This window comes from Pseudomonas sp. HP_08 (genome assembly GCF_055284095.1).
Genome location: NZ_JBTOQC010000001.1, coordinates 459,775 through 483,954 on the forward strand (window position 1 = coordinate 459,775; position 24,180 = coordinate 483,954).

Sequence of the window (24,180 nt, forward strand, 5' to 3'; positions counted from 1 at the left end):
CTTACTGAATACGGTCTAAAAGGGATTTCAGAGATTTGAAAGCGCTGTCTGCACCCGCCTCTCGCGGTGAAACTGCGCTGTAGCCTTTGGCCATGAAGGCCTTGGCCTGTGAGCCGGAAAACCCTACCTCGCGCAGGGCTCGCTCCACCTTGCTGGGCGGCGGCGTTTCGCCCCGGGCCAGCAGGGTTTTCACATCGGTGATACGGGCCTCATCGTTGGCCGGGAACGTCACCAGGGAGACTTCCCACAGGTCGATGGCCTTGAGGATCCAGACGCCTTTTTCCTTGTCGTACTCGTAGTCATCAAGCATGTAGCCGATAGACATGCCGCTCAGACTGCCGGCCTTCATGTGCGCATGCGCACGCTTGGCCAGCGGGTCGTCGACGATCAAAAGTCGGCCCTTCACATACAGGCCGGTGTCGTCCTCGCGCATTTCGGTGTAAACGCCAATGGGCTCGCTCATGTTGTGCTGCCACAGCATCGCCGGCAGCCGGCTCTTTTCTTTCCAGCGGGCCAGTGAGGCCTCGAACGCGCCGCGCACAACAACGTCGCCGTAACTGTCTTCGACGCCGAACACCGAGCCGTACCCTTCAAACTCGCCGCTGTCGCTGACCGATTTGATGGTCAGCGCAAGGTCAAGACGCTTTTTTGTCTGCATCGGCAGCCTCTGGTTTGGTGGTCATGTTCATTGGTGTCAGGTAGATATCGCCGCCCTCACGGGGGTTGAGGTCTTCCAGTTCGCGGCAATCGTTCGGGCTCAGAATCCCCCACTGGATGCCCTTGCCGTATGAGGTGTAACGCCCGTTCAGATCACCGCGCATCAGCGCGCCGGCATTGAATTTGGCGTAATGGTTGAGCCGGTCTTTATCGTTGAGCAGACCGACCTGAATGCGGTGCTCGATGCGCGTCAGGTACGGCACCAGGCTGAAATTCACGAAACTCATGCCCAGTTGCTCGACGTTGTTGAGCGTCATTTTTTCCATGTTGGCCACCAAGTGAGGCGGCACACGGAACAGCCCGCAGATTTCGTCCTGCGTCAGGCGTTTGGACTCGATGAACTCGGTGTCCTTGGCATTTAGACTGATCGGTTTCCAGTCCAGGCCCATTTCCAGAATCATGGGTTTGTAGGCATTGGCCGTGCCCATGTGCTCGCCTTGAAACTCGGATTTCAGGCGGTCGAATGCGTCATCGGTCAGCGTTTGCTCGGTGCGTAACACCCCGCTGGTCACCGCACCGTTGGTGAACAGCTTGGCCGCATGAATGGCCATGGCCTGGCCCAAGCCGAGCGCCTGACGGGCATAGGCGATGGGATTCAGGCCGTTGAGACCGTCCAGGGTGAACAGGCGTACATGCCAGATTTCGTCCTGGGTGAGCGTGCGTTGACCATCGGAAAAGGTCACCGCGTATTCGACTGTCCAGTCGTCCTTGAGCTTGGGCTGCACCCGGTCCGGGTTGATCGGCAGCAGCTCCACGACATTGCCCAGCGCCTTGACCTTGTAGGCATAGAAGTTGCCACGCAGGCACAGGCACGCGACCAGCATTTCCCAGAATTCCTGGGAGGTCATATAGCTGTTGGGCGCCATAGTCAGCAGCGGATACAGCCGGTGACCGGTCGCCGGCACACGCTGGTTTCCGGTCTGTTTAAGCAATCGGCAAGGCAGCATGCCAATCGATTCGGCCAGCACCCGTACGCAGTTGAACACCACCAGTTGCTGCAGCGCGCTGGTGGTCGTGACCTGTTGCCCTGCGTGGGTGTCGTAGCCTTGGCCCAGCACCTTGTCCAGCTTCTCGGATGTATCGATGACCTGCGCGCTTCCCTTGGCCCCGAACAATCGGCCAATATTTTTGAGTAGCTTCATCAGAGTTTCCGAATTCCGTGTTTCGCGAGGTGGGCCGAAAGCGAGCTTTCGATTTGAGGATTCATCGCGAGCAGAAACACCGCGTTGAAGGTGGCCATCAGCGGGTCAATCTTGGCCGTGCCGCTGGCCTGCTTGGTGATCAGGAAGGCATTCGCAGACGGAACGCCCTTGGCATTACCACAGGCCCAAGCCATCAGCGCTTGGCCGCAATGCCAAAGCACACGCCCGGCCAACTTGCGCTCAATGGTCTTGATCGCGCCTGTCAGCTTCCAGCCTTGCGAGATACCAATGATCTTTTCTTCGGGAATACCCACACCGGCCAGCGCATCGAGCACGGCGCCGATGCCGGCAGGATCCAGGCCCACTTTATCGAGCAGATCGGCATCGTTGACCCGGGCAACGATCTCGGCCAGTTGATCGACGTCGTCACCGACATTGGCGACGATGGTCAGCTCGCCGGCAGCCTCCAGATCCCGCAACCGCGGGGCCTCGGATTTGCGCAGCTCCAGCACTGACTCGTGTACCCAGGCATGCGCCCAGTGCAACCACTCCCGCGTCTCACGATCCCGGCCCAGCACCGCAAGGCCCAGCAAGTCGTCGAGACCACCGCCGTCGACACCCACGTCGATGACTTCGCAGCGGCGCAGGATTTCGTCCAGGGTGAGCCCCTTGCGCGCTTGCGGCTCCCAGAACATGGCCCCGACCCAGCGGTCGGAGCGCAACGCCAAACCGATTTCGACGTTGAGGTGCTTTGCCAGGAAGCCCCGGAACGACTCTTCCCCCCCGGCCTGCGCCTGGGAGAATCCGCGCTCGATGAATGCCACGTCGACAGACAGCCCCAGGTTGGGATTGGTGACATAGGCGTTTTCAGCGTCACGATGCGCGCCGGCCTCGATCATGTGCGCCGGGAATTCGTACAGCACCGGCAGGAATGACGGGTCAACAATCACGCCGTCGCGCACGTCGCGGGCATACTGCAGTTTTTGCTTGAACACACCGGCCGGCGGATCATCCGACTGAGTGGTCGCATAAATCACGAACCCCTCAGGTCGCGAGGCCAGCCCGCCAGTGGCTTCGCGCAGCATGGCCTCGGCACCGGATCGCTTGCCGAACACCCACAGCTCGTCGATGAATACGCCGATGGCTTTCTTACCCGACACGGTGTCGCTGTCGGCCGCCACCACTTTCAACACCGCACTGGTCACCCGGTGCGTGACCGTGCGGATGTGATCCTGCACCTTGAACAGCGCCTTCAACTCATCGTCGGCGTTGATCATGTCCCGGATCGGCAGATAGCTGTTGTCGGCAATCTCTTTGGTCGGGGCCAGAATCAGGTATTCGCCGGACGGCCTCCAGTTCAGGATCATGGCGGTCACCATGATGCCGGCGGCAATAGTCGATTTACCGTTCTTCTTGCTGATCAACAGCAGGAACTCGGTAATCATCCGCCGGCCCGTGTCCGGGTCATAGGCCCCGAAGATGGCCGCGACAAACTCATTCACCCAGTCCCGAACGGTCTCGCACATCAGCGGGCTGCCCGTTGCGTCCACCATTCGGAGCGACCCGAACACCTCCAGGGCTTCGGCGGCCTGATCGGGATACAGGGGGCCACCAGGTATCAACGTCTCGCGGGCAACGATGCGCCGTTCCCAGTCGATGCACGCCGTCAAGGCTTACCACCAGGTACGGCTTTGAGGTTTGGCGGCGGCCGAGTTCCGAACCGACCATTCGCCACTTTTTCGGCTTTGTCTTTCGCGTCCTCTTTCTTGCCGCCTTCACCTTTGCGCTGGTGAGTGAACGGCATCAGCGCTTTTGCGGCATCGACTCGCAGCTTCGGCTCGGTGTCCGGGTCATTCATGACAGCCATCAGGTAACTTTTCGGGTCACTGTGCAAAAGCGCGGCGAGCAGATTAAAGCCACTCTGCGAGGGACCAGGCGAGGCACTTTCGGGGGCAGGATCCGGGGCCGCGCCTTTAACATCCTTGTTAAAATCCTGAGGCGTGATTTTTTTGCTCAGCTCGGCCAACACATCCGGGTCTTTTGCCAGCCGTGATCCCGCTGCAGAGGCCGTTTTCTCTGAGTATCCTGCCGCAATGGCTGCGGCTTTTTTCGACGCACCGCCCCGCAGAGCGTCAATAAATCGCCGCTTTTTGGGTGTTAAAGCCATTAACAAAAATCCTGAGAGGGAAATAAAATCTGCGCGTGGGATGGTGTGGGGTCTAGGAGCAAAAGAGCCCTATGTTTTACCTCCCCCCTACCCCTCTCAAATGAGAATTATTCTCACATCAAGAAATAACCCACACATTTCAATAAAAAACAACAATTATTTTAAATATTTACCAAATAGTCTTTGGTAACGATTATCAATAACCGGCTTTCTCTTCGGCCTGCTTGACCGAGTCGTGACAGGGTTTGCACAGCGACTGCCAGTTGGATTGCCGCCAGAACAGCTCCTGATCGCCCTGATGAGGAACGATGTGGTCGACCACACTGGCGCCCGTGGTGCGACCAAGGCGGGCGCAGTAGGCGCACAGAGGGTTAAGCAGCAGGTAAGCGGCCCGCGCCTTCTGCCACTTGTAGCCATAGCCGCGCTGCGTGCTGGTCTTGCCTTCACGCCAACTGCCCGAGCTGGCCACCTTGATGCGTGGGCCAGCGGTCTGCTGCACGCGCAGACCAAGCGTTTTCAGCCTGGCCATCAGCGGCCGCCAATGGGCTTGCCGCTCAGAGTGCGCAGAGGCTGCTCAGTCTCAGCGTCCTGCTCATCAGCCAAGCTCTCAATCAGTGCCAACTGATTGCGATTGATCTGTCGGAGCAGATTGGTTTGGCTCACCTTCTCAGCCAGAATCTTCTCCAGGAGCAACTCGACTCGATCACTCATGCCAGCAACAACTGGGTTTGGCGCAGCGCATGCGCTTGCAGCAATGCGACGACATAGCCCTGAGTCATGCCTGAGTTCTTGGCTGTATCAATGGCCGCCGTCAAAGCCTGATCCAGCGCCGCAACGCTGGGGTCGACAACTGGTGCTGCCTGTTCAACCAAAGCCAGTTTTTCTTTGCTCATTGCGAGTCTCCGTAAATAGGAAAGTCCGGCCCTGTAAGTGGCCGAGTGGATCATGCTTCAACTTTGCGCTCAGCCCAACGGCGAGCTATGAGCCGCACCTGGTCGACGCCTAGAACGCCAATGAATCCGGCAATCGCGTAGGACCAGCCGCCGTTTAGGCCGAATTTTTCTGCAGCAATCCCCACCAGAAAAACAAGTGAGGCGCCGAGCGCAGCTTCAAGCAAACGCCGCGGCCAACTCGTTTCCTTTCCTTCCCAACAGATCCGCAGAAAGCTGATGGTGAATGTAAGGACCGCTGCCCCGCCGTGCTCCCGCAGCAGCATGATGAGAGGCGCCCAGAAGGCAGGATCTTTTTCGGGCATGGTCGGCATCTCGGCTCTCCCCATGGGGAGTTGATACGAAAAAGCCCCGGCAAATACCGAGGCTTGAATGGGTGCAGATGGCCTGTACGGCACCGGCCTGTATAGCTACGGCTCCGTCGGGCTTGAGCATCTGCATAAACGAAAAAGCCCAGCGCGATGGCTGGGCTTAATGTGTGGTGTCGCGCTGTATCAGCTGAACACCGTGCTATAAAAACAAAGCTATTCCATATGGACAACTATTTTTTCAGGCAGCATCTCGTACGCACTCAATCGCGCAATCGATCCACGCGACACCGGCCTTGATCAGCTCCCGCGCTTTCATCTCACTGACCTTGTAGTGACGCCCCACCTTCACTGCCGGCCATTTTGACCCGTAGTAGAGCCAGACCATATCGCCCATTTGAGCGTCACGGCGGCATAGCCGTGCAAGCGCACCATCTACCGTCAGTGCCAGCTCATCCGTGATCACGTAAGACCTGGATGCGCTAGGCACCATGTCGCGCATGATTGCCAGTGACGGGGACACATAGCTTGGAACACCCTGCCCATCCATACGCCACCACCCCCATTGTTCAAGCATGTACTCGGTATCGCCGAGTGGGCGGTGCAGCGGCTTGCGAATCATCATGAATCAGTCCCCAGTGTAATTTGTGCCGCCTGCGCCCAGACGGTTGCTGTGTTGGTAATGCCCCTCTGGACCAGTGATCCGAGGCTTATTTAATTTGTTGATCAAAAGCTGTGCAGCCCGCAAGCGCAGGCTTAATTGCGTGACTAGCTCCTCCAATGCCAAGGCCTGGCCATCGTCGGCTCTAACCCAGCCAGAGGCGTTGCAGGCATCGCAAGCAAGCTCGTGGAAAACCCCTTTGGTAACCGCTTTGCCTCGGCAAGCCTGGCACTGCGCAAGTTCAATTTGCTCGACACGCATCGCTGGTCCATGGCGCTTTTTCAGCATTTCGCATCCTCGCCTATGGTTGAGTTCGCAATTGCCTTGCAGCCCGCGTCAGACGCGGTGTGCAGGGCATTACCGGAATCTGCCGATCTATTGCCGGTCAATCCGTGGATTGCGTTAAAACCCTTCGCGTCTAGATGGGCGTGCCATTTCTCCAAAGCATCTCGTTTGCGGGCCATCACATCCGATTGGATGTACACCTTCACGTTGTGGCCCATCGCGTGGTTGATCAGCAGCTCACCGACAAGATGGTCAACGCCCAGGTCTGCCCAGCCGGTCCGGGCAAGCTTGCGCAGATCGTGACTAGTCCACTCGCCCTCGCCCATGGTCCTAAACATGCTGCTGGCCCTGCCCTCGCTCAGCGGTTTGTTGTTGCGAGCCGGGAATAGAAACTGGCCTGAGTATCCATGGCCCTGCTGATAGGCGCGGTACTGAGCCAGCAGCCTGCAGACCTGTTCAGTAAGGGGCAGACGATGCTCAACGCCGGTTTTGGTGTGCTCGGCGGGTATGAACCACTCACGCTCGGCCAGGCTGATGTGCGACCAGCGCGCCTGGCGGGTTTCGCCAATTCGGCTGCCATGACACAGCATCATCAACGCGAGCACACCCGAGGGAGGATGGCTGGCCATGACGGACAGCAGACGCTGTATCAAATCAGCCAGCTGGGTACCGCGCAGGCGTGAGGGCTTGACCGTGACTTTGGCTTTCGAGAAGTCGCTGAAGCGGATGCCAGCTAAAGGATTTTTTGAGATAAGGCCCAGCTTTGCAGCCTGCCGAAAGGCCAGAGCCAGTAGTTGAAACACCAGGCGCACATAGTCGATCGATAGCGTTTCCTGCAGCGGCCACATCAGCTCTCGGTCCAGGAGAGGCTTGTCGATAGCGGCTAATGACAAATGCCCCAGACGTGGCAGCAAGTGGCACTTGATTACCGAGGCTCCAGTGTCCTTGCGCTTGGCCGACAGGCTACGGTCACGGGCCATTCGATCAGCGAACCATTGCAGCAGATCTGACATTGTCGTCCAGCTTGACAACACCGCGTGCTGGCCGCCCTGAAGGCGCAAGCGAATATCCGGCAAGGCTGCTATCACCTGCTTGGTGCTCAAATCGGGATAGCCCCCGATGCGATTCCACCGGCCGTTGACCACCAGGTACCAGGAGGCGCGCTCGCGTGCCTGGCTGAAACGCAGATACAGGCCCCGGTTCTCCAGATCACGCAGATTTCGCATCGATCCAGCCGCTTGCCGGCGGATTTCAGCGTCACTGAGTTTTACTGCTTGGGTCGCGCTCATACGACACCTTGACCTTGGCGAGCCAGAGCGAGGCCAGTCAATCTCGATTGGCGCATAGGCTGCACTCTCCATGAAGATCAACGACGGCATAGGTGGAAGGCCACATGCGCCCACCGTGAGCAATAGCCATCGCTTCGGTGCGGTACAAGGCTATGGGTTGTTCTGGTTGGTCGGACAGGCCCAACAAGTGGCTGCATGGATACAGCGCATAGCGGTACTCAAGCAGTTCAGGAGGCAGCAGCATCATGCTCGAGCACTCCGCCCCGCCCGCAGAGCCGCCAAGGCTTTACGGCCGGTTGTTTCGGTACGAACAGAGACCTTTTCAGGTAACGCTTTAGGCATCGTGCGTAGCGGCTCGCCGCTCAAGATCGCGCGCACAGCCATCGAGTAACTGCGCTCGAAAAGTCTATGAACAGACTCGGCCTGTAGCGACCGAAGGTTGTGAAAGCCCACTTCGGTAGCGGCGTGATAAACCGCTTCATGCGTCCAGACAGCTGTTGCCGCCATGGCTGGATGAGCATTACTCACAGCCTCGAGCATCGCTTGTTGCAATGACGGCAAGCCCAGCATCTCTGGAGTAGGACGGGACATTTCGATGAACTCACCCACGCTAGGCGCGAATGGATTTGTCCGCTTGCGGCACTGCTCGATGCCATGACGAATCTGCTCAATTTTTGTGATGCGTTCGGCCATAAACGCTTTGGTCCAGCTCACCTTCGCGGCCCCCACGGCCTTGTCATCCGGCCAAGCCTGTTTCCAAGCAGGGAAAATGGCCATCAGCTCACGGAACAGTGCGTTGATCACCGCCACAGTGCCGTCGTCAGGTCGGGAATTTGTGGTCGGTACTGGTGGCTCGTTACGCAAGGTTGCCAAGATTTCTCCAGGAGTACGCATCACACACCCTCCATGCGATCAGCCCAAGAGGTATCGTCAAAATCAACTTCGACAGATTGCCCGGCAGTGCCGACCGACCTTGCGCGCTCACGCTGGAACCAAATAACCAGCCTGTGACACCAACCGCCAACCGTTTCAACGGTGTTAGGCCTTGCTGCATAAAATCCTTTGAACTGGCGAATAACGCGCTCAGCAATGTCTTCAGGTTCAATACCGGCAATCTGCGTCTGGGCACTCAGGTGACGGCTATCTGGCTGCCAGTCAGCAAACATGGCAAAACGCTGACGCTCATCGTTGGTTTCGAGGGTTTGCCGCTCTTGCTCGGCAATGACCTCTGAGAGCTCGCGCTGCTGCTGTTCGGTTAATTGATGGTTATATGACGGATTGGGTGCAGCTGCTGCACCCCGTTCGTCCTTTAGCTGCACCCCGTTCTGCTGTGAGCTGCACCCCGTGCGGTTTCCTGCACCCCGTTCGCGGGGTGAAGTTCCCGCACCCCGCTCTAAACGGGGTGCAGCACATGCACCTCGTTTTAGCCTAAGGTCATACACCACTGGCCGCCGATCACGGCGGTCAATGTATGCAGCGGCGATAGCTTGATTACCTTCGACGATGAAGCCAGAGTCACGTAATTCTTCCAGCTTCTGGCGTACAGTTCGTTCAGAGAGGCCAGTGTCATCAGATAGGGTTATGGCAGACGGGAAAGCACCCCGTCCGTCAGCGCCGGCATAGTTGGCCAAGCACAGAAGAACGTGCCGTGCAGATGGATTGGATAGCTCGTCTCGTGAAAGCCCAAGCGCCCAGGTCATTGCTTGTACGCTCACTGCATACTCTCTCGCGTCATATCTGACGACACATAAAAAACTGACGCGTCAGTGCTGGTGGACATCACAGATGGCCTCCTACTGGTTAAAAAAACAGCCAAATCAATACCCTGTTGGCACACAGCTAAAGGGCAGATAATTCAGTTTCCGGCTGCCGAATGGCTAGGCGGCGGATTTCTGGGATGGGAACGGGCGCTGTTCCTTTGCCTGAAAGCTGCCGTCGGGCAGCTCAAGCACCTGGATATCTCTTTTAGCCATTAAGGCTTTGTAAATTGCTGGAGCTGTCACACGAAGAAGTCTTGCGGCTTCGGATTGCCCTTTTTCAGCAACGAACTTGTCTAGGGGGGTTTCTTTCATGGTTTGACCTCGATTGCAGGCAAGACCAATATTAACCATCTGTTAATTTTTAATCAATACCGATGGTTTCTTCTAATTTTTAACCATTGGTATACATTCGCCCGATGACCAAAAAACGAATCTTGCCCCCCGACCTTCAGGCCGAGTGCGCAGCAGCGCATCAGCTGTTTCTGTCCAAGAAAAACGAGCTGAAGCTCAGCCAAAAAAAAATTGCCGATGAGCTGGGGATCACGCCGCCAGGAGTGAATTTGTATTTCAAGGGGATCAACCCGCTGAATGCTAAATTTGCAACCGTGCTTGCGCGCTTGCTCAATGAGCCGGTTTCAGCATTCAGTCCTCGACTAGCGGACGAGATCCGCTCCTTAACTGTTGCTCCTGCTGCAGTTGTCCCTGAAAAGGGATCTGGAGCAGCCGATAAGGTGATGGAGATGATCCGCAAACACGGCGGTAATAATCTTGCCGTTGAGGCTCAGGAGAGGATTGCGGAGGCAGCGCTAGCTGCAGCTGGCGAGGCCCATGGCAAGGTCATCGGGACTGATTCGTCAGCACTGAAAGCCAGATCGGACGAGATCGTCATCCGCCAATACGATATTCGCGCCTCGATGGGCCATGGCCAAGTCCCAAGTGACTACAACGAAGTGATCCGCAACTTGATCATTCATGAGGATATATTGCGCGAGAAAGGCGTCTCGTATAGCTCAAAGCACGCCCTCGCAATGGTTACTGGATGGGGTCAGTCGATGGAAGGGACAATCAATGACAAGGATCCGGTCATCGTGGATCGGGGGGTCAATGAGTTCATCGGGGACGGCATTTACGTCATCACCTGGCACGACTTGCTGTATATCAAGCGCCTACAGGTGCTGGATACGGAAAGGTTCTGGCTGATCTCCGACAACGAGAAGCACAAAGACATTGAGGCACGAATCGAGGACGTGACCATTCACGCTAAGGTGCTTCTTATCTGGAATGCGCGGAAAGCATAGACATAGATAAAGCATTGTTGAAGATTAAGCCCATGAGAATGGACAGACTCTGGAAGAAAGGAATTTGCACACAAGTAGTATGACAAGGAGAGCGACATGGAAAAATCTACAAATGCAGTTTATAGCCCGTGCTTGAGGAGCGGTCAGTACGATTTACTCGCCCTCAAGGAGGTGGAAAGCAACAGGAGGAAATTGATCAGGCCGATAATCTCAGCTAAAGGCAGTAGCCTCAAACTTATTTCAGAGTTTGCTGATCATTGGTCAGGAAGTAGCTTTTGGATCGACTCTTCCCGATTCCCTCAAGACTTGCCTAGCCCTCTCAGTGAAAGCCTGAATAACCCGGATGATAATTTTTCCAACAAGCTAAATGCCTTTCTTCAACTTCAAAAAATCAATGATAGAACTTTACCTGTGATAGGTTTCAGATCAGGAGATCGGCAGCGAAACACAGTTCAATTTGGAATTAAGCTATACAACCACTTTGAAAGCGTCGCAATTAGGATTGAAGGCTCGGGTGAGGTTTTAGAGCGAAATATTTCTACCGCAAGAGCGCTACTTAATGCAATTAGCGACGACGAACTGGCTAGAACTAGTCTCATAATTGATTCATGGAGCATCAGTCAGATGCCTTCATTACAAGAGGGCAGCTCTATTCAAAAGGCGCTACAGCTTCAAGAAGAATATTCGATTTCCAAGATCACAACACTCAGTACTTCGTGGCCAGATGATCGTCCGGACAAAGGATCCAATGCATTGGTAACCAACTACGATCCGGTTTGGCAGGCCATCCTTCATGCAAAACTTAAGCAAGCTGGTGTCGAGTGCATCTACGGAGATTACGCGGCAACTAATCCAATGCGCGACATACTTGACGACTATGATCCAGCCAAGATGGCGCAGCCAATACCTTTTGCTGGATATTATATTGCATGCGCTTGGCACCAGGAGCGAAGGGGCGCCGGCGGGGAAAACGAAAAATACAGAGAAATTGCTGAGATATTTAGAGGTCTTGAAGGGTATCACGGCGATGAATTCTGCTGGGGCACGCGCGCGATAGAGGCTATTGCGCTAGGTAAGCGAGATAAGCCTGGAAATATGGCGTTCTGGAACAAAATACGTATAAATCAACACATATGCGCAATGGCAGAAGATATCGACGGCGGCATTCTTGATATAATAATGACCCCGCAGCCAGACGACGAATATGATGCAGATTTTGATTTAATCTAGGTGGTCTGCCGTGCCTTTAAGCATGCCAGTACATACCCTTTAATCTGATCTACAGCTATATGGCTTGAGACCTTGGCTCTAACTGACGCCTTGGTCTCACGCTTTTTCGATTCAATTCCATGCATGGCACACAAGACATCTAGCTCTTCTCGCCACAACAAACCACTTACATCGTAGCCATTGGTAGAGTTGTTAGATTTGGCTGCACGAAGCATGGCGACGCCACTAAGATCGTCAACCAGCAAGATGCCTACATTTTTGGGAGTAATCTCAAGAGCTTTTTCCAAATGTCGACCATGAGTACACAACCAGGTCTCATCAAAAACTCTAGAATACCCTTCGTGCTGCGCCGGCCACCGCTTCAAGGAGTCGGAGCCTGATTTTATTTCAAAGCCAACAAGCCGCCCATTGGCAAGTGCCAAATCTGCCCGAAAAGAAAGATCGATCACGCTATCCAGACGGCTATTCACAAACCCGAACTCATCTATCATGATGTCAGATGGGTCGTGAGAGAGGTGTTTGCCCACCCACTCCCTAAGCGTTCCTCTGATTTGCAATGGCGTCAGCACAGCGAGTCCTTGTAAAAAAACGGCGAAATTATAGGCCTGTATGACCTTACAGACCATAGCCGACTATCAAAATTCTGTCGTTCAAAACGGCACCTACTCATCAATTGCTCCCAGCTCTTCCACTTCGAGCTGACGATCCTCGTCAGTCGGCCTTTCCCACTCGATCAGCACATCCCCATCATCCTGAAACGTCAGGCTGACACCATACGTGTCTCCCAGCATCATCATTACCTCATTCCAGACCTCGTCAGTATCAGTATTCAGCTGGCGAACAGCAGCTGAGCACCGTTCCTGCGCTCTGGGCGAGTTGATCATTCCCGACACCCGCAAACTCAAGCGCTCTATAGCGCTCAATTCTGGGCGAGGCTGAGGTTCGGGTTTCTTCTGCTTAGCCATTTAAGCCATTGCCACCTCATAGCTGTACATCCATCCAGTCATAAAGGGAGCATACCCCATACTCACACAAAATAAGTTAACCATCGGTATTGACTGAAAGATATACCGATGGTTAACTTACCTTCTCGACGCCAAAAATCTTCACGAGGGGCTCAGTCGACTCGCTCTTTAACAATTAGCGCTAAATAAAAAATACGGCACCGCCTCTACGGCGACCGGAGATCAGATTGCCCCGAAAGGCAACCAACGCAATGACCACCGACGGCTGACTAGAGCGAAAGGCTCGAGCCGAGTGAATGACCCGCTATGCCGTGCCAGTGGTAAAACAAAATTTCACTAGCTGACCTGCTCACGCGGGCCAGGCGTGAAGTCACCCTGAGCAACCCTTTTCCGAAAGCCCTAGCAAACCATCGACATCATGGTATTCAAAGGCTAAACGCATTACATGGCTATCGAGAAAGGCAACTTGCAAAGCGCCCTACACCTGGCCACGCCCCTTCCAGAGAGACGCTGAACGGTGGATCTGATTGAGAAGCTCAAAAAACATATGCCGAGCTTGAAGCCCGGTATAGCTGCCCTCCACCCTCCCTTCCCACACCGCACGGGCAGGCACCATCCTTCGAGACCTGCGCGGGGGTTTGGTCATCTTCACTGGCGCCCGACCAATGCAGTCCAAGGAAGCCAATACAGAAATACCGTTCTTCCCACAGCTCTGGTAATTGAATTTCGCCGTGCTATGGAAAGCGCTAAACCGAGATAAGCATCATGGAATCGACGATAACAAGCGGTACATGGACTGGCCATCTTGGGCGCGGCCTTGCGCCTAGGGAGCTGGAGTGCGTGCTGGGAGTTGCCCAAGGCATGACAGCAAAAGAGATATCCCTTCGCATCAAAATCGCGAAAGGGACCGTAGAGAAGCGCTTGACAGCAGCAATGTTCAAGCTCGGAGTGCCGCGCCGTGCGGCGCTTGTAGCTGAGGCAATGCAACGCCAGATCATTACGCATATGTGCGTGATGCTAGCTGTGCTGATTGCTATCCATTCAACAAACGACGACATGCGCCGGGAGCGAAATACCGAGCGGCGCATGGCAGTGTTCGAAGTAAAGCTAGCCCGCAAGGGCGCTATCAAAGCCAGGCCTTGCATCTCGATTGCATAGGCTGTTTCCGAAGGACTGAACAATGACACAGCTCATCAACCTCTCGGCATCCGTACGGGTGGCTGCAGAGGCGCAGGCGGCTATGCAAGCCAGGGCAAATCTAGCTACCAAGGAGTTTTATTCGAAGACCGGTAGAACTCCGCCTAAGCTGGAACCTGCCGTGCGCTTTCAGATCAAAAACAAGGCAAAAGCCTTTCACATCTACGACCGCAAAACTGGACGGGTCGTGGGCTTCTGCTTTAGCTATCGCGCCGCCCTGGTTTATGCCGACGCTATGGAGCGAGGCGCATCACAGCGCCTGCTGCCCCGCCAAAAATCTCGTATGTCCCAATGATCAGCGATTCAGCAGCGCTGTTCCTTTTCGTTGAGCTTAGCAGCTATGAAATATAGTATGAATGAAGAGATAGTAAACGGCCCTCAAACAGAGGGCTCGCTTGAATCTCGCTTATAGATATGCATTTCAATGATTGCCCTGAGCTTTGTGTTACTTATGCTTTCAGAGTCCGCATAGGCAAGTTCATTGAAAAGACCTAACGCGCCAGGCCATCCAGAAATGGAGCTTCGCTCAAAGTCTTTTAAAAGTGAAAATTTTTCGACATAGTACTTTAGCCCTGCTCCTTTTGGGGTTAGGCAATTTAAATAAATCACTGACACCTCTGAAGGGCTCAACTGCGCTCGGAGCATGTTAGAATATGCTCTCTGCGCTGAATAGTTCTCAATAGCTCTTTTTAGAGTAATGTATGCTCCATATTTCCTAGATCGCAGTGCATCTTGACCAAAGCCGTCAACGTATTTCAAAACCTGATACATATTGCGAAAATAATGCCCCAACTCATCGCTATAATTTTCCATCATCGCACGAGAAGACGCCAACATTGCTGATTTACCATCGTCCTCCAAAGACGGAAGCCAACTGGAAAAGTTTAGATGTTTTTTTTCAATTGCCTTAAAGGCATCACTCCCTTTACGCTTAGGTGCTGACGCATGAGCACCTCGTATTTGAATAGAGCCAGCCAGCCTTGAGTGAACGTCCAAAAGCTTGAAGAAAACAGTTTCAAAACTTTGCTTATCTAAGATTGCGCTTTGCTTATTTTGTATGTGGCGGCTTTCGGAAGCATCTTTCCTAGCCAGCTCAAGCTCTTTTCTCTGCATGTTCAAGTTTATAATTACAGCCAGCAAAGCCACAAAACTCAATACAGGATTTAATACACCACCAATAAAATCGCCTATCTGCCCCCAGTACGCGGCGGAATCTTTATTCTTAACCGCTAAAAAAGGGATATCTTGCCCAAGTTGAAAGTGGTAAAAAACAGCACTCATAATAATAGCTGTGCACACCGCACCAACAATCAAAACCATTAAAGTCGCAACAAAAACAGCATCGACCTTCTTTCTACGGCTTGGTGCTTCCCACTCAGTTAAGTCGGCTTGAGATACAGCAGACTTAGCACGAAGAAATCTTGCCCCAAAAAAAAATGCCGCAACAAGCAGAAAAAGCAAAATACCTTCAGCACGAAACGACATAATCCATTCAAACATAGATCTTTCCTTGATTTTATAGAAGATCAGATAATACCTTTGAGGACCAGCTTTGGCCATTAATTATGGAAGCGTCTGCAGTGGCATTGAAGCAGCAACGGTAAATTGGGATCCCATCGACATCCAAGCTGCTTAGTACTCAGAGATCGAGCCATTTCCGTGCGCGGTATTAGCTCATCACTACCCCAACATCCTCAGCCACGGCGATATGACTCGTCTTGCTGTCAGGGCGCTAACGGGCTCCATCGCTGCTGCTGATCTTCTGATCGGCAGAACGCCTTGCCAAACGTTCAGCGCAGCTGGTATGCGCGCCGGCCTTGCAGATACTCATGGCGCTCTAACAATTAAATACTTGGATTTACTAGGTGCAATCCTAGGTGCGCCTTCTCAACGCTTGGGAATCGCTATGCGTAAAGAGTTCTTAGACGACCAATTTAACGTCGTACGCGACAAAGCTAGATGGTGAACGCAGATGCGGTACATGACAATCAAAAAATTTGCCAGCGAATCTGGCTACACCGAAGACGCCATCCGCTCCAAGATTCGGGACGGGATCTGGCGGCTGGGATACATCTGGATCAAGGCGCCGGACGGCCGGACGCTTATAGACGTGGAGGGTTATGAAGCATGGGCAGAGACGGGCGGGGAGTTCGGGCGGTCTCCGATTCGAGTATCGAAATCACGTTCATGTATCGGGGCGTCCGGTGCCGCGAGCGCATCTCGCTCAAGCCCACCGCCACTAACCTGAAAAAAGCAGAGCAGCACAAAGCCGCAATCGAACACGCGATATCTATTGGCGCTTTTGACTACTCGGTGACCTTTCCAGGATCACCCAGGGCGGCAAAATTCGCACCGGAGGCGAGCCAGGAAACGATAGCCGGATACCTGACCCGTTGGCTTGATGACAAAAAAAGGCATGTGTCGAGCAGCACGTTTGATGGCTATGAAAAAATTGTGCGCCTGAGACTCAAACCGGCTTTAGGCAAGATGATGATGGTTGATTTGAAAAGAAAGGACGTGAGGGATTGGCTGGGGAGTCTTGAGGTAGGCAACAAGACCCTAAGGAATATTCAAAGCTGTCTACGTTCTGCGCTGACCGATGCAGCAGAAGAAGAGTTGATCAGTACCAACCCGCTGGCCGGCTGGACGTACTCGCGCAAGGAGGCGCCGCCCAAGGAAGATGATGTAGACCCTTTCAGTCCTGAGGAGCAGCAGGCAATTCTGGCTGCACTGAGCGGGCAGGCGCGCAACCAGGTGCAGTTCGCTCTGTGGACTGGGCTGCGGACCAGCGAACTGGTAGCCCTGGAGTGGAGTGATATTGATTGGTTTCGGGAAGAAGTGATGGTCAGTCGGGCTATGACTCAGGCCGGCAAGGGTGCGGCCGAGGTCACCAAGACAGCATCGGGTCGGCGCGCGGTAAAACTACTCAGGCCAGCGTTGGAAGCGTTGAAGGCGCAGAAAGTGCATACCTTTTTGGCTGATGCCGAGGTGTTTCAGAACCCGCGAACGCTTCAGCGCTGGACTGGTGATGGACCGATCCGAAAAACCATGTGGGTGCCCGCTATGAACAAGGCTGGGGTCAGGTATCGCAGGCCGTATCAAACCCGGCATACCTATGCTTCGATGATGCTATCAGCAGGCGAGCACCCAATGTGGGTTGCCCAACAGATGGGACATAGCGATTGGACCATGATTGCAAGAGTGTATGGCAGATGGATGCCATCAGCGATTGACTCGGCAGGATGCAGGGCAGTTGAAATATTTTCGAGGTGAAAAAAAACCTATCCGAATGACTAGCGGCAAATTGCCATTTTTGGGATATTGTGTGCTTACGCCAATCAAGGAAGGGATACCCATGAGCCATCGCGTAGTTGAACTGCATTGCATCATGCCAGTAGAAAATATCCAATCTGTCGCTAAGCATGGAATCCTGTGTCACGACAGTGCAGAAAAAATAGAGCACAAATCGGTAGCACTACAAGAAATCCAAGACCGTAGGGTAGGCAAAAGTGTTCCTAACGGTTTACGGCTGCATCAGTATGCAAACTTATACTTTAATGCCCGCAACCCCATGATGTATCGAAGAAAGGACATTTGGCAAGACTTGTGCGTCATTCGTATCAGCTTGAATGCACTTAGGATACCAGGAGCTGTCGTAAGTGATCAGAATGCAGCTGCAGACTGGGTTAGCTTTTATCCTTCCCCTCAAGGAATGGAAAATATAAATTTTGATTACGTTTTTGCTGATTGGTGGGATGATGACGATCAAGTCACTGGCTTTCGCAAAAAAGCAGTGAAATGCGCAGAAGCTTTGATTCCCAAGGTTGTCCCCACCAACTACATTGTCGGTTTTTACACCGCAGACGCTCAAACCAAACAAAAACTAGAGACAATTCTTAATGGACTGAACTGGCGACTACCCGTGATGTCCAATGCTTATCTTTTCTTTAAGTAACATTAGGTAAAAACGTGATCAAAGTTCTTATAGGCGACATGTTTCGTAGTGAAGCGCAAACACTGGTCAATACTGTGAATTGTGTCGGAGTCATGGGCAAGGGTGTGGCGCTTGAGTTTAAGAAGCGCTGGCCTGGCCTTATGAAAGACTATGAGAAAAGGTGTTCTCAAAAGCTTGTAGAACCAGGTGTACCATATTTATACACCGACATGATAGGAACATCCATAGTAAACTTCCCAACGAAAGGACACTGGAAATCCGCCTCAAAGTTATCAGATATCGAAAAAGGTCTTGGAGTATTTGCTAGCAGATATAAGGAATGGGGCATAACTTCAATTGCTTTTCCGCCATTAGGGTGCGGAAATGGAGGACTGGAATGGGAAATCGTAGGGCCGGTAATGTACCGAGCTTTATCAAAGTTAGATATCCCCATAGAAATCTATGCCCCATTCGGCACGCCTACCGGCCAGCTTTCGACTAACTTCCTTAATCCAAATCAAGCAAAACTATTTGATGAAGAAGACTATAAAGGCTCCAAAAATCAAAAACTCAACCCCAACTGGATAGTTCTGCTTGAAGTACTTCACAACCTTGAATCCAAACCATATGTAAATCAAGTTGGAAGAACAATATTCCAAAGCATATGCTACGCAGTGACCGCTTTAGGAGTAGATACGGAGCTGGAATTTAAGAAGTCAAACCAAGGGCCACTTTCAGACCAAATTCAGAAGCTACTAGGAACTTTAGCAAATGCAAACTTACTGATTGAGTCTCAATCGGGAAGAAAGAACATATTAAAGACAGGGCCCGAGTATCTTAATGCGAGAGCAAAGTCTAAAAAGCTTTTAGACATCAACAAGAAGAAAATAGCCAAAGCTGTTGACTTATTTAGCAGAATAAAAAATACGGAGCAAGCCGAAGAGGCGACGACAATTTTTCAGGCCGTGCGAGAGCTCAAAAAAAATAACAGTGGTTGTACAGTTACTGAGCGTGAGATTCTTGACTCTGTCCTGGAGCGGAAAAAATCTTGGAGCGTTGAGGGCAAGCGCGAATCAGTTGCGATATCAGTTCGAAATTTGGTCAGTTTAGGCTGGATAGGCGTCAGTAGGAATGACTACCTTGTTTTAGAAAATTCCAAGACTCATATCTAGCGTTGACAGCTTCTAGAAATCCACGCTGAATGACAGCTTTATGACAACTTTAAGCCTGCAGCCCCGGTAATTCGGGCCTTTGCTGCGGGTTCAAATCCCCCCGGCTCCACCACTTCATCATCTAAAGACGTCCACGGACGTCTTTTTTTGTGCCTGAAATCCGGTAAATACGGGGGTTTCAGGGCTACGGGAGGCTTTTCAGGCTTTTTGAGTTCCAGGCAGTTTGGTATTCCCAATGGTATTCCCGGCTGCCCGGCGCTAATCTTGGGAATACCAAAAGGTGTCATGGAGTACTTCTCATGTGCGCTCAAACCACCCGCCTCTCCGACCGCCAGCTCAAGACGGTCAAACCGAAAGACAAGGATTACGTCCTCACGGATGGCGACGGGCTACAACTGCGAGTCAGGGTCAATCGCTCGATGCAATGGAATTTCAACTACCGGCATCCGGTCACCAAAAATCGAATCAACATGGCACTCGGCTCTTATCCCGAGGTTTCTCTTGCGCAAGCGAGGAAGAAAACCGTTGAGGCCAGAGAGCTGCTTGCACAGGGCATCGACCCAAAGGCTCAGCGCAATGAGCTGCAGGAAGCCAAACGAGCGGAAACGGAACACACCTTCGAGAACGTGGCCACCGCCTGGTTCGAGCTGAAAAAGGATTCCGTCACGCCGGCTTATGCCGAAGACATTTGGCGCTCCCTCACACTACATGTTTTTCCGAGCATGAAATCAACGCCTCTCTCGGAAGTCAGCGCCCCAATGGTCATCAAGCTCCTTCGTCCGATTGAGGCCAAAGGCAGCCTCGAGACAGTTAAGCGAGTGAGCCAGCGCCTTAACGAGATCATGACCTACGGGGTCAATTCTGGAATGATCTTTGCCAACCCTCTCAGCGGCATTCGAGCGGTATTTAAGAAACCCAAGAAAGAAAATATGGCCGCGCTGCCACCTGATGAGCTTCCGGAGCTCATGATGGAAATCGCGAACGCCAGTATCAAGCGGACGACCCGCTGCCTGATCGAATGGCAACTTCATACCATGACCCGCCCCGCCGAGGCGGCCACCACTCGATGGGCAGATATCGACTTCGACAAACGCATCTGGACCATCCCTCCGGAGCGAATGAAAAAGCGGCGTCCGCATACAATCCCGCTGACCGAACATGCACTCTCATTATTGGAGACGCTTAAACCCCATAGCGGCCACAGGGAATATGTGTTCCCGTCAGATAGAAACCCGCGCACCCATGCGAATAGCCAAACAGCCAACATGGCGTTGAAGCGGATGGGTTTCCAGGACCGCTTGGTCAGCCACGGCATGCGCTCCATGGCCAGTACAATCCTGAACGAGCATGGATGGGATCCGGAACTGATCGAAGTCGCACTGGCGCATGTCGATAAAGACGAAGTTCGAAGCGCCTACAACCGGGCGGATTACATCGAACGCCGGCGTCCGATGATGGCCTGGTGGAGTGAACATATCCAGAAGGCAGCCACCGGAAGCCTGTCGGCATCCGCCATCAATCAAACTAGGGACCGTAACGTCGTGCCGATACGCTGAGCCGCCGACAATCCGTGCCGTGCAGCAGGGCGACTGAAGTGGCGACTGTCGCTAAATCTGCCGCATGCCTGCGCTTCTTCGGCCAAGCCCCTGAGTATGGGAAGGCTCCGCATTCCCATACTCAGGGGCTCACACTTAAAAGCGTCTATCAGACAACCACGAGTTGCGCCTTTCTGCGGCGGATCAGCCCTGCTGTTAACTCATAGTAATAGACGGTCGCTGGTGCTGAGCAACGCAGATAGTGCTCAAAAAACCATCTGGTGTGCTTTTCCTTCCAGGACCAGGGGGTCGCACAACTCCAGCGCTCACGAATCGCCTCGTGCATCCTTTCTGCCTGCCTGATATGCCGCTGCCGCGTGGCATGCGCACCTTTGAGCACGGGACTCAGAAACAACGCCATATCGAACTCGGACTTCATCGACGACCTCCGATGTAGACACTCACCACGTCGATGCGGTTATGCCCCAACTCGTGGCTGATCTGCTGGCGTGCACGCTGATCGAGTGCTCGATCCTCTCGATGACCACGACCGCCATTGATGGGCGCGGAGAAGCCGGTCAGTTGCTCATAGCGCTCACAGGCGTAAGCCGCCCGCAGTTCATGAAAGCCTTTCAATCCATGCTCATGCAGGATGTCCCGTCCCGGTCGCACGATTGTCTGTAAGAAATCTTTGTAGCTTTCATCAGGTGTTAACAGATTCCGACTGCCCTTGGGTGAAGCCTCGCTGGCCCTGTCGAGGGCGCCACGAACTTGATCCGTGACCGCAATCCAACGCGGTGCCGATGCGCCTGATCGGCCGCCTTTGGTGCCGTCCTGGATATTGATCTTGCCCAGTTGCCGAGCCTCACGTTGCAGCCGGGGCAAGTCCGCCAAGATCGCTTCACGCAGGCGCATGCCGGTCTCCCGAGCAAGGAGCACAATGGCACTCACCCTCGATTGCTGGCCTCGCTCTGACAACGCCTGTGCAATCAACTCGACCTGGACACGGTCTTGGCCTTGCGGGGCCTCACTACGCACACCTGAGCGCTGCAAGCCAAGCGCCTTGCTCGGACTGGGGATTTTGACGTACTGATCACCGCGCAGCGCGGCCATCGTTCGGTTCACGCTGGACAGGCGGTTCTGCGCGGTGGCGATGCCGACGTTGCCCTGATCAACCTGCTCGCGCAAATGGAAGGCGTACCGCATAAGGATCTCGCGGTCGATCTGTCGCGCGTCATTGAGCCTTGGCCCTTCCTCGGATCGACACCAACGCACGAATGCCTGCCAGCGATCGCTATGGGCTTTGACGGTAGCAAAATGGCCGTCGCCAAACAGATCTTTCAGCGCTTGCGGTCCGGCATAGCTGAGCTGGCGACCGAAGCCAAAATTACGTCCCGCTCGCTTACCGACCCGAGCCATTTTTCTGTTCCTGATCGACTGCAGCGAGATCATGCAAAAGGGCTTGCCAGTGCGCACTCACGATGGCGAGCTGGGCCCAATCCGTCGGACGAAAACACAGCCTGTTATCGGAGACGTAGAGATGCGCGCCCTCCTCTTTCAACCATTGGATGATGGCTGTCGGCGAGGTGATAGCTTTATGGGGGGTGGCGACACCGGCGACACCGGCGACAACCCTTGTCCTGCCTGGCTTTGAGCGTGGCGACAAAGTGGCGACAGTCACGGCGACAAACCGCGCTTTCGGCTCCTTTTGGCGCTGAGCTAGGTGGTTGCGCAGCGCTTCATCAAGATTGAACATGGCGCACCTCGAAGGTACAACCGTCAGTGCTCAGCCACTGATGATCAATCAACTCGACCAACAGCTTGGCGGCATGACGACTACTCTTACGGGCAAAGCGAGGACCGTTGCGATTCAGCTCTCGAATACTGAAGCGCTTCCAATTCTTGACCTGCAGCCAGCGCAGCAGCCGGTCTGCCTCCTCTTTTACTCGGCACACCGGCTCCTGTTCGGTCAAGCGCTGGATCTCGGTGAGGTAATAGCCAACTAAGGTTGAGGCTCGCTGGATGTGATCGACCTCCACAACACTGCTCTCCTCCACGACGGCCAAAATGCCGGCGACGCGCAACAGGTTGTCGGCGGCCTTCGAACCGCTGGGCCGCACGCTGGCCAGCTCACCAAACTCACCCAGTTGAGCTTCGATAGCATCATGCAAATCAATCCAGCGACGGCGGGCTAACGGGCTGAGTGTCAGCGGTGATAGCCGCAAGGCACCGTCAGCGGAAAGTGACCAAGGCTGATGAAACAGGGCCGAAAGACGGTGGTGATATCGCTTTAGTGCGGGGTCTTTGGACAAGTCGACAGACTGGTAACTGCGTTGTCCGGCCAGGCTGGTGGGCCAGGTGATGAGGCAGCGACCGAGAATGCCTTGCTCCTGCAGCAATGGGTCACTGAGTAACTGCATGGCTAGATACGGTTGCAGCATCAGGTGCAGGCTTAAGCGTCGATCGTAAGCTCGCAAGCTTTCACCCGCCATAGACCGCGCGCGATCTATCGGACTGCCGTCCCAGAGTGACGACAAGGTCGTAACCGCTTTCAAACGGTTATCTCGACTCATGGTGCTGCTACCGAGGAATTGCCCCCCCTCGTCACAGAACAGGCCCATGCTCGGCAAGTCATGGCAGAGTCCCTTGATCAGGGCCTCGATAGTTGGATCGGTGGTGATCAGCCTAGGTGCAGAGGGCTCTGCTTCAAGCGGTACGCCGTTTGTGGGGTCGGGATCTCGAGCATTGATAAGCTGCGCCTGTCGCTGCGCGACACGGTACCGGGCGAGTTGTTCACGGTAGCGCTGCCACTGCTCTCGCTCCCATTGCCGTGCTGGCAGTAATGCAGATCGGTCTGCCGCCGTTTTACGATCCCCCGAAGCTGCCACCGTGATCAGGTACAGCGACAGGGGATAATTTCTCCCGTCGAGCTGTAAGCCGGCATGACCTTGGGTAGCCAGGGCCGAGGCGGCCAACACCGATTGCGCTGCCAGTGCTTGGGGCACGCCGATGACCTCGGCCATGCGCTCCACCGCAATCCCGAGAATCCCACCCAGTGCCTGCACGGGATAAGGCTGGGGCACGGGGTTCGACTCAATCAACGGTCGAGGTGGTCGTGGTAGTTCAAGCTTCGGATCTAACTGCTGCATGGGCCCTCTCCTCAATCATTGCTAGTTGTCCTCACGTAGTCCCGCCACGACTGTTGAGTGTTATCAGGGATCAAGGCCCCTGCGGCCTGTGAGGTGTTCACTGACGCGGAACGAACGGCTCCTTACAACCGGGAGCGAGGGCATAACCCCATGAATCTGGCCTCCTTAGTCGCATCCGAAGATGCGGGCGGGTAGAGGCTGTGCCGACTGACGAGTTCGGCACCTGGAGATCTGGAGTAGGAGAAGGCAACGACATGGACACCTGGGGCATGCCTGACTGTCAGTCAGATGCAGCCTTTCCATTGGCTGCGGCACCGGTGCCTGTGTCGTTGCGGATGGCGACGAATCGGATTTGTCAGGTCGATTGTCACGAGGAGAGGTGCGGCAATGCCCTGTACAACGTGGCTTGCAGCAGTGGTAC

The 24,180-nt window shown here is 54.1% G+C and carries 31 protein-coding genes; 9 read left to right on the plus strand and 22 right to left on the minus strand.

Translation table 11 applies throughout. The annotated features are described in order from the left end of the window. Window position 1: 1 nt before the first annotated feature. The 15 genes from ACYAS9_RS02200 to ACYAS9_RS02270 form a co-directional block, all read right to left on the minus strand. Window positions 2–658 carry an HK97 family phage prohead protease gene (locus ACYAS9_RS02200; protein ID WP_463566675.1) on the minus strand — a complete coding sequence of 219 codons (657 nt, stop codon included), beginning with the start codon at window positions 656–658 and terminating at the stop codon, window positions 2–4. After that, window positions 636–1,859 (minus strand): phage portal protein, encoded by a 1,224-nt coding sequence (locus tag ACYAS9_RS02205; protein ID WP_463566676.1) that lies wholly within the window; start codon window positions 1,857–1,859, stop codon window positions 636–638. The genes ACYAS9_RS02200 and ACYAS9_RS02205 overlap by 23 nt, the downstream gene beginning before the upstream one ends. Next, window positions 1,859–3,529 (minus strand): terminase large subunit, encoded by a 1,671-nt coding sequence (locus tag ACYAS9_RS02210; RefSeq protein WP_463566677.1) that lies wholly within the window; start codon window positions 3,527–3,529, stop codon window positions 1,859–1,861. Before ACYAS9_RS02210 ends, ACYAS9_RS02205 begins: the two co-directional genes overlap by 1 nt. Then, the gene (locus ACYAS9_RS02215; RefSeq protein WP_463566678.1) at window positions 3,526–4,026 is read right to left on the minus strand and encodes a terminase small subunit; all 501 of its coding nucleotides are present in this window, start codon (window positions 4,024–4,026) and stop codon (window positions 3,526–3,528) included. The genes ACYAS9_RS02210 and ACYAS9_RS02215 overlap by 4 nt, the downstream gene beginning before the upstream one ends. 196 nt (window positions 4,027–4,222) lie before the next feature. Further along, window positions 4,223–4,555: an HNH endonuclease gene (locus tag ACYAS9_RS02220; protein WP_463566679.1), complete on the minus strand. Its 333-nt coding sequence runs from the start codon at window positions 4,553–4,555 to the stop codon at window positions 4,223–4,225. Continuing rightward, on the minus strand, window positions 4,555–4,737 hold the full coding sequence (locus ACYAS9_RS02225) for a hypothetical protein (protein ID WP_463566680.1): 183 nt from the start codon (window positions 4,735–4,737) through the stop codon (window positions 4,555–4,557). Before ACYAS9_RS02225 ends, ACYAS9_RS02220 begins: the two co-directional genes overlap by 1 nt. Beyond that, window positions 4,734–4,919 (minus strand): hypothetical protein, encoded by a 186-nt coding sequence (locus ACYAS9_RS02230; protein ID WP_463566681.1) that lies wholly within the window; start codon window positions 4,917–4,919, stop codon window positions 4,734–4,736. Before ACYAS9_RS02230 ends, ACYAS9_RS02225 begins: the two co-directional genes overlap by 4 nt. A 50-nt stretch (window positions 4,920–4,969) precedes the next feature. Beyond that, a complete protein-coding gene (locus ACYAS9_RS02235; protein ID WP_463566682.1) occupies window positions 4,970–5,290 on the minus strand; it encodes a phage holin, lambda family in 321 nt (106 codons plus the stop codon). A gap of 235 nt (window positions 5,291–5,525) precedes the next feature. Further along, window positions 5,526–5,909: an antiterminator Q family protein gene (locus tag ACYAS9_RS02240; RefSeq protein ID WP_463566683.1), complete on the minus strand. Its 384-nt coding sequence runs from the start codon at window positions 5,907–5,909 to the stop codon at window positions 5,526–5,528. Between the two features lie 3 nt (window positions 5,910–5,912). Then, window positions 5,913–6,230 carry a hypothetical protein gene (locus ACYAS9_RS02245; protein WP_463566835.1) on the minus strand — a complete coding sequence of 106 codons (318 nt, stop codon included), beginning with the start codon at window positions 6,228–6,230 and terminating at the stop codon, window positions 5,913–5,915. Next, complete coding sequence (locus tag ACYAS9_RS02250) at window positions 6,227–7,519, minus strand: tyrosine-type recombinase/integrase (protein ID WP_463566684.1); 1,293 nt, start codon at window positions 7,517–7,519, stop codon at window positions 6,227–6,229. The genes ACYAS9_RS02245 and ACYAS9_RS02250 overlap by 4 nt, the downstream gene beginning before the upstream one ends. A 37-nt stretch (window positions 7,520–7,556) precedes the next feature. Then, window positions 7,557–7,766 (minus strand): hypothetical protein, encoded by a 210-nt coding sequence (locus tag ACYAS9_RS02255; RefSeq protein ID WP_463566685.1) that lies wholly within the window; start codon window positions 7,764–7,766, stop codon window positions 7,557–7,559. Continuing rightward, window positions 7,763–8,413 (minus strand): replication protein P, encoded by a 651-nt coding sequence (locus ACYAS9_RS02260; RefSeq protein ID WP_463566836.1) that lies wholly within the window; start codon window positions 8,411–8,413, stop codon window positions 7,763–7,765. Before ACYAS9_RS02260 ends, ACYAS9_RS02255 begins: the two co-directional genes overlap by 4 nt. Next, window positions 8,413–9,219, minus strand: a complete 807-nt coding sequence (locus ACYAS9_RS02265) for a DnaT-like ssDNA-binding domain-containing protein (RefSeq protein ID WP_463566837.1) — start codon at window positions 9,217–9,219, stop codon at window positions 8,413–8,415. The genes ACYAS9_RS02260 and ACYAS9_RS02265 overlap by 1 nt, the downstream gene beginning before the upstream one ends. Before the next feature lie 177 nt (window positions 9,220–9,396). Next, window positions 9,397–9,591: a Cro/CI family transcriptional regulator gene (locus tag ACYAS9_RS02270; RefSeq protein WP_463566686.1), complete on the minus strand. Its 195-nt coding sequence runs from the start codon at window positions 9,589–9,591 to the stop codon at window positions 9,397–9,399. A gap of 104 nt (window positions 9,592–9,695) precedes the next feature. On the opposite strand from ACYAS9_RS02270, the gene ACYAS9_RS02275 reads away from it, so the two are divergent. Both ACYAS9_RS02275 and ACYAS9_RS02280 read left to right on the plus strand, forming a co-directional pair. After that, window positions 9,696–10,577 (plus strand): S24 family peptidase, encoded by an 882-nt coding sequence (locus ACYAS9_RS02275; RefSeq protein WP_463566687.1) that lies wholly within the window; start codon window positions 9,696–9,698, stop codon window positions 10,575–10,577. Between the two features lie 96 nt (window positions 10,578–10,673). Continuing rightward, complete coding sequence (locus ACYAS9_RS02280; RefSeq protein ID WP_463566688.1) at window positions 10,674–11,807, plus strand: beta family protein; 1,134 nt, start codon at window positions 10,674–10,676, stop codon at window positions 11,805–11,807. On the opposite strand, the gene ACYAS9_RS02285 is transcribed toward ACYAS9_RS02280, so the two are convergent. Beyond that, window positions 11,804–12,376 carry a sce7726 family protein gene (locus ACYAS9_RS02285; protein WP_463566689.1) on the minus strand — a complete coding sequence of 191 codons (573 nt, stop codon included), beginning with the start codon at window positions 12,374–12,376 and terminating at the stop codon, window positions 11,804–11,806. The two genes, ACYAS9_RS02280 and ACYAS9_RS02285, sit on opposite strands and share 4 nt — an antisense overlap. A gap of 93 nt (window positions 12,377–12,469) precedes the next feature. Beyond that, window positions 12,470–12,772, minus strand: a complete 303-nt coding sequence (locus ACYAS9_RS02290) for a DUF1654 domain-containing protein (RefSeq protein ID WP_463566690.1) — start codon at window positions 12,770–12,772, stop codon at window positions 12,470–12,472. 765 nt (window positions 12,773–13,537) lie between these two features. Between ACYAS9_RS02290 and ACYAS9_RS02295 the strand changes: the two genes are divergently transcribed. Further along, window positions 13,538–13,930, plus strand: coding sequence for a response regulator transcription factor (locus ACYAS9_RS02295; protein WP_463566691.1), 393 nt, complete (start codon window positions 13,538–13,540; stop codon window positions 13,928–13,930). Between the two features lie 22 nt (window positions 13,931–13,952). Next, entirely contained in the window at window positions 13,953–14,264 is a 312-nt protein-coding gene (locus ACYAS9_RS02300; protein WP_463566692.1) for a hypothetical protein, read from the plus strand. A gap of 83 nt (window positions 14,265–14,347) precedes the next feature. On the opposite strand, the gene ACYAS9_RS02305 is transcribed toward ACYAS9_RS02300, so the two are convergent. Next, a complete protein-coding gene (locus ACYAS9_RS02305; protein ID WP_463566693.1) occupies window positions 14,348–15,469 on the minus strand; it encodes a putative phage abortive infection protein in 1,122 nt (373 codons plus the stop codon). Window positions 15,470–15,614: 145 nt separating this feature from the next. On the opposite strand from ACYAS9_RS02305, the gene ACYAS9_RS02310 reads away from it, so the two are divergent. The 5 genes from ACYAS9_RS02310 (at window position 15,615) to ACYAS9_RS02330 (ending at window position 20,631) form a co-directional block, all read left to right on the plus strand. Continuing rightward, a complete protein-coding gene (locus ACYAS9_RS02310) occupies window positions 15,615–15,935 on the plus strand; it encodes a DNA cytosine methyltransferase (RefSeq protein WP_463566838.1) in 321 nt (106 codons plus the stop codon). Window positions 15,936–16,096: 161 nt separating this feature from the next. Further along, a complete protein-coding gene (locus ACYAS9_RS02315) occupies window positions 16,097–17,242 on the plus strand; it encodes a tyrosine-type recombinase/integrase (RefSeq protein ID WP_463566694.1) in 1,146 nt (381 codons plus the stop codon). 82 nt (window positions 17,243–17,324) lie between these two features. Then, entirely contained in the window at window positions 17,325–17,924 is a 600-nt protein-coding gene (locus ACYAS9_RS02320; protein WP_463566695.1) for a DUF4433 domain-containing protein, read from the plus strand. Window positions 17,925–17,938: 14 nt separating this feature from the next. Beyond that, window positions 17,939–19,075 (plus strand): macro domain-containing protein, encoded by a 1,137-nt coding sequence (locus ACYAS9_RS02325; RefSeq protein ID WP_463566696.1) that lies wholly within the window; start codon window positions 17,939–17,941, stop codon window positions 19,073–19,075. Between the two features lie 299 nt (window positions 19,076–19,374). Then, window positions 19,375–20,631, plus strand: coding sequence for an integrase domain-containing protein (locus tag ACYAS9_RS02330; RefSeq protein ID WP_065909778.1), 1,257 nt, complete (start codon window positions 19,375–19,377; stop codon window positions 20,629–20,631). Between the two features lie 148 nt (window positions 20,632–20,779). On the opposite strand, the gene ACYAS9_RS02335 is transcribed toward ACYAS9_RS02330, so the two are convergent. The 4 genes from ACYAS9_RS02335 to ACYAS9_RS02350 are packed head-to-tail and all read right to left on the minus strand — an operon-like array spanning window position 20,780 to window position 23,759. Then, entirely contained in the window at window positions 20,780–21,049 is a 270-nt protein-coding gene (locus ACYAS9_RS02335; protein WP_065909779.1) for a hypothetical protein, read from the minus strand. Beyond that, the gene (locus tag ACYAS9_RS02340) at window positions 21,046–22,029 is read right to left on the minus strand and encodes an integrase domain-containing protein (protein ID WP_463566697.1); all 984 of its coding nucleotides are present in this window, start codon (window positions 22,027–22,029) and stop codon (window positions 21,046–21,048) included. Before ACYAS9_RS02340 ends, ACYAS9_RS02335 begins: the two co-directional genes overlap by 4 nt. Continuing rightward, window positions 22,013–22,366: a hypothetical protein gene (locus ACYAS9_RS02345; protein WP_065909783.1), complete on the minus strand. Its 354-nt coding sequence runs from the start codon at window positions 22,364–22,366 to the stop codon at window positions 22,013–22,015. Before ACYAS9_RS02345 ends, ACYAS9_RS02340 begins: the two co-directional genes overlap by 17 nt. Then, window positions 22,353–23,759 (minus strand): YfjI family protein, encoded by a 1,407-nt coding sequence (locus tag ACYAS9_RS02350; RefSeq protein WP_463566698.1) that lies wholly within the window; start codon window positions 23,757–23,759, stop codon window positions 22,353–22,355. The genes ACYAS9_RS02345 and ACYAS9_RS02350 overlap by 14 nt, the downstream gene beginning before the upstream one ends. Window positions 23,760–24,180 lie beyond the last annotated feature (421 nt).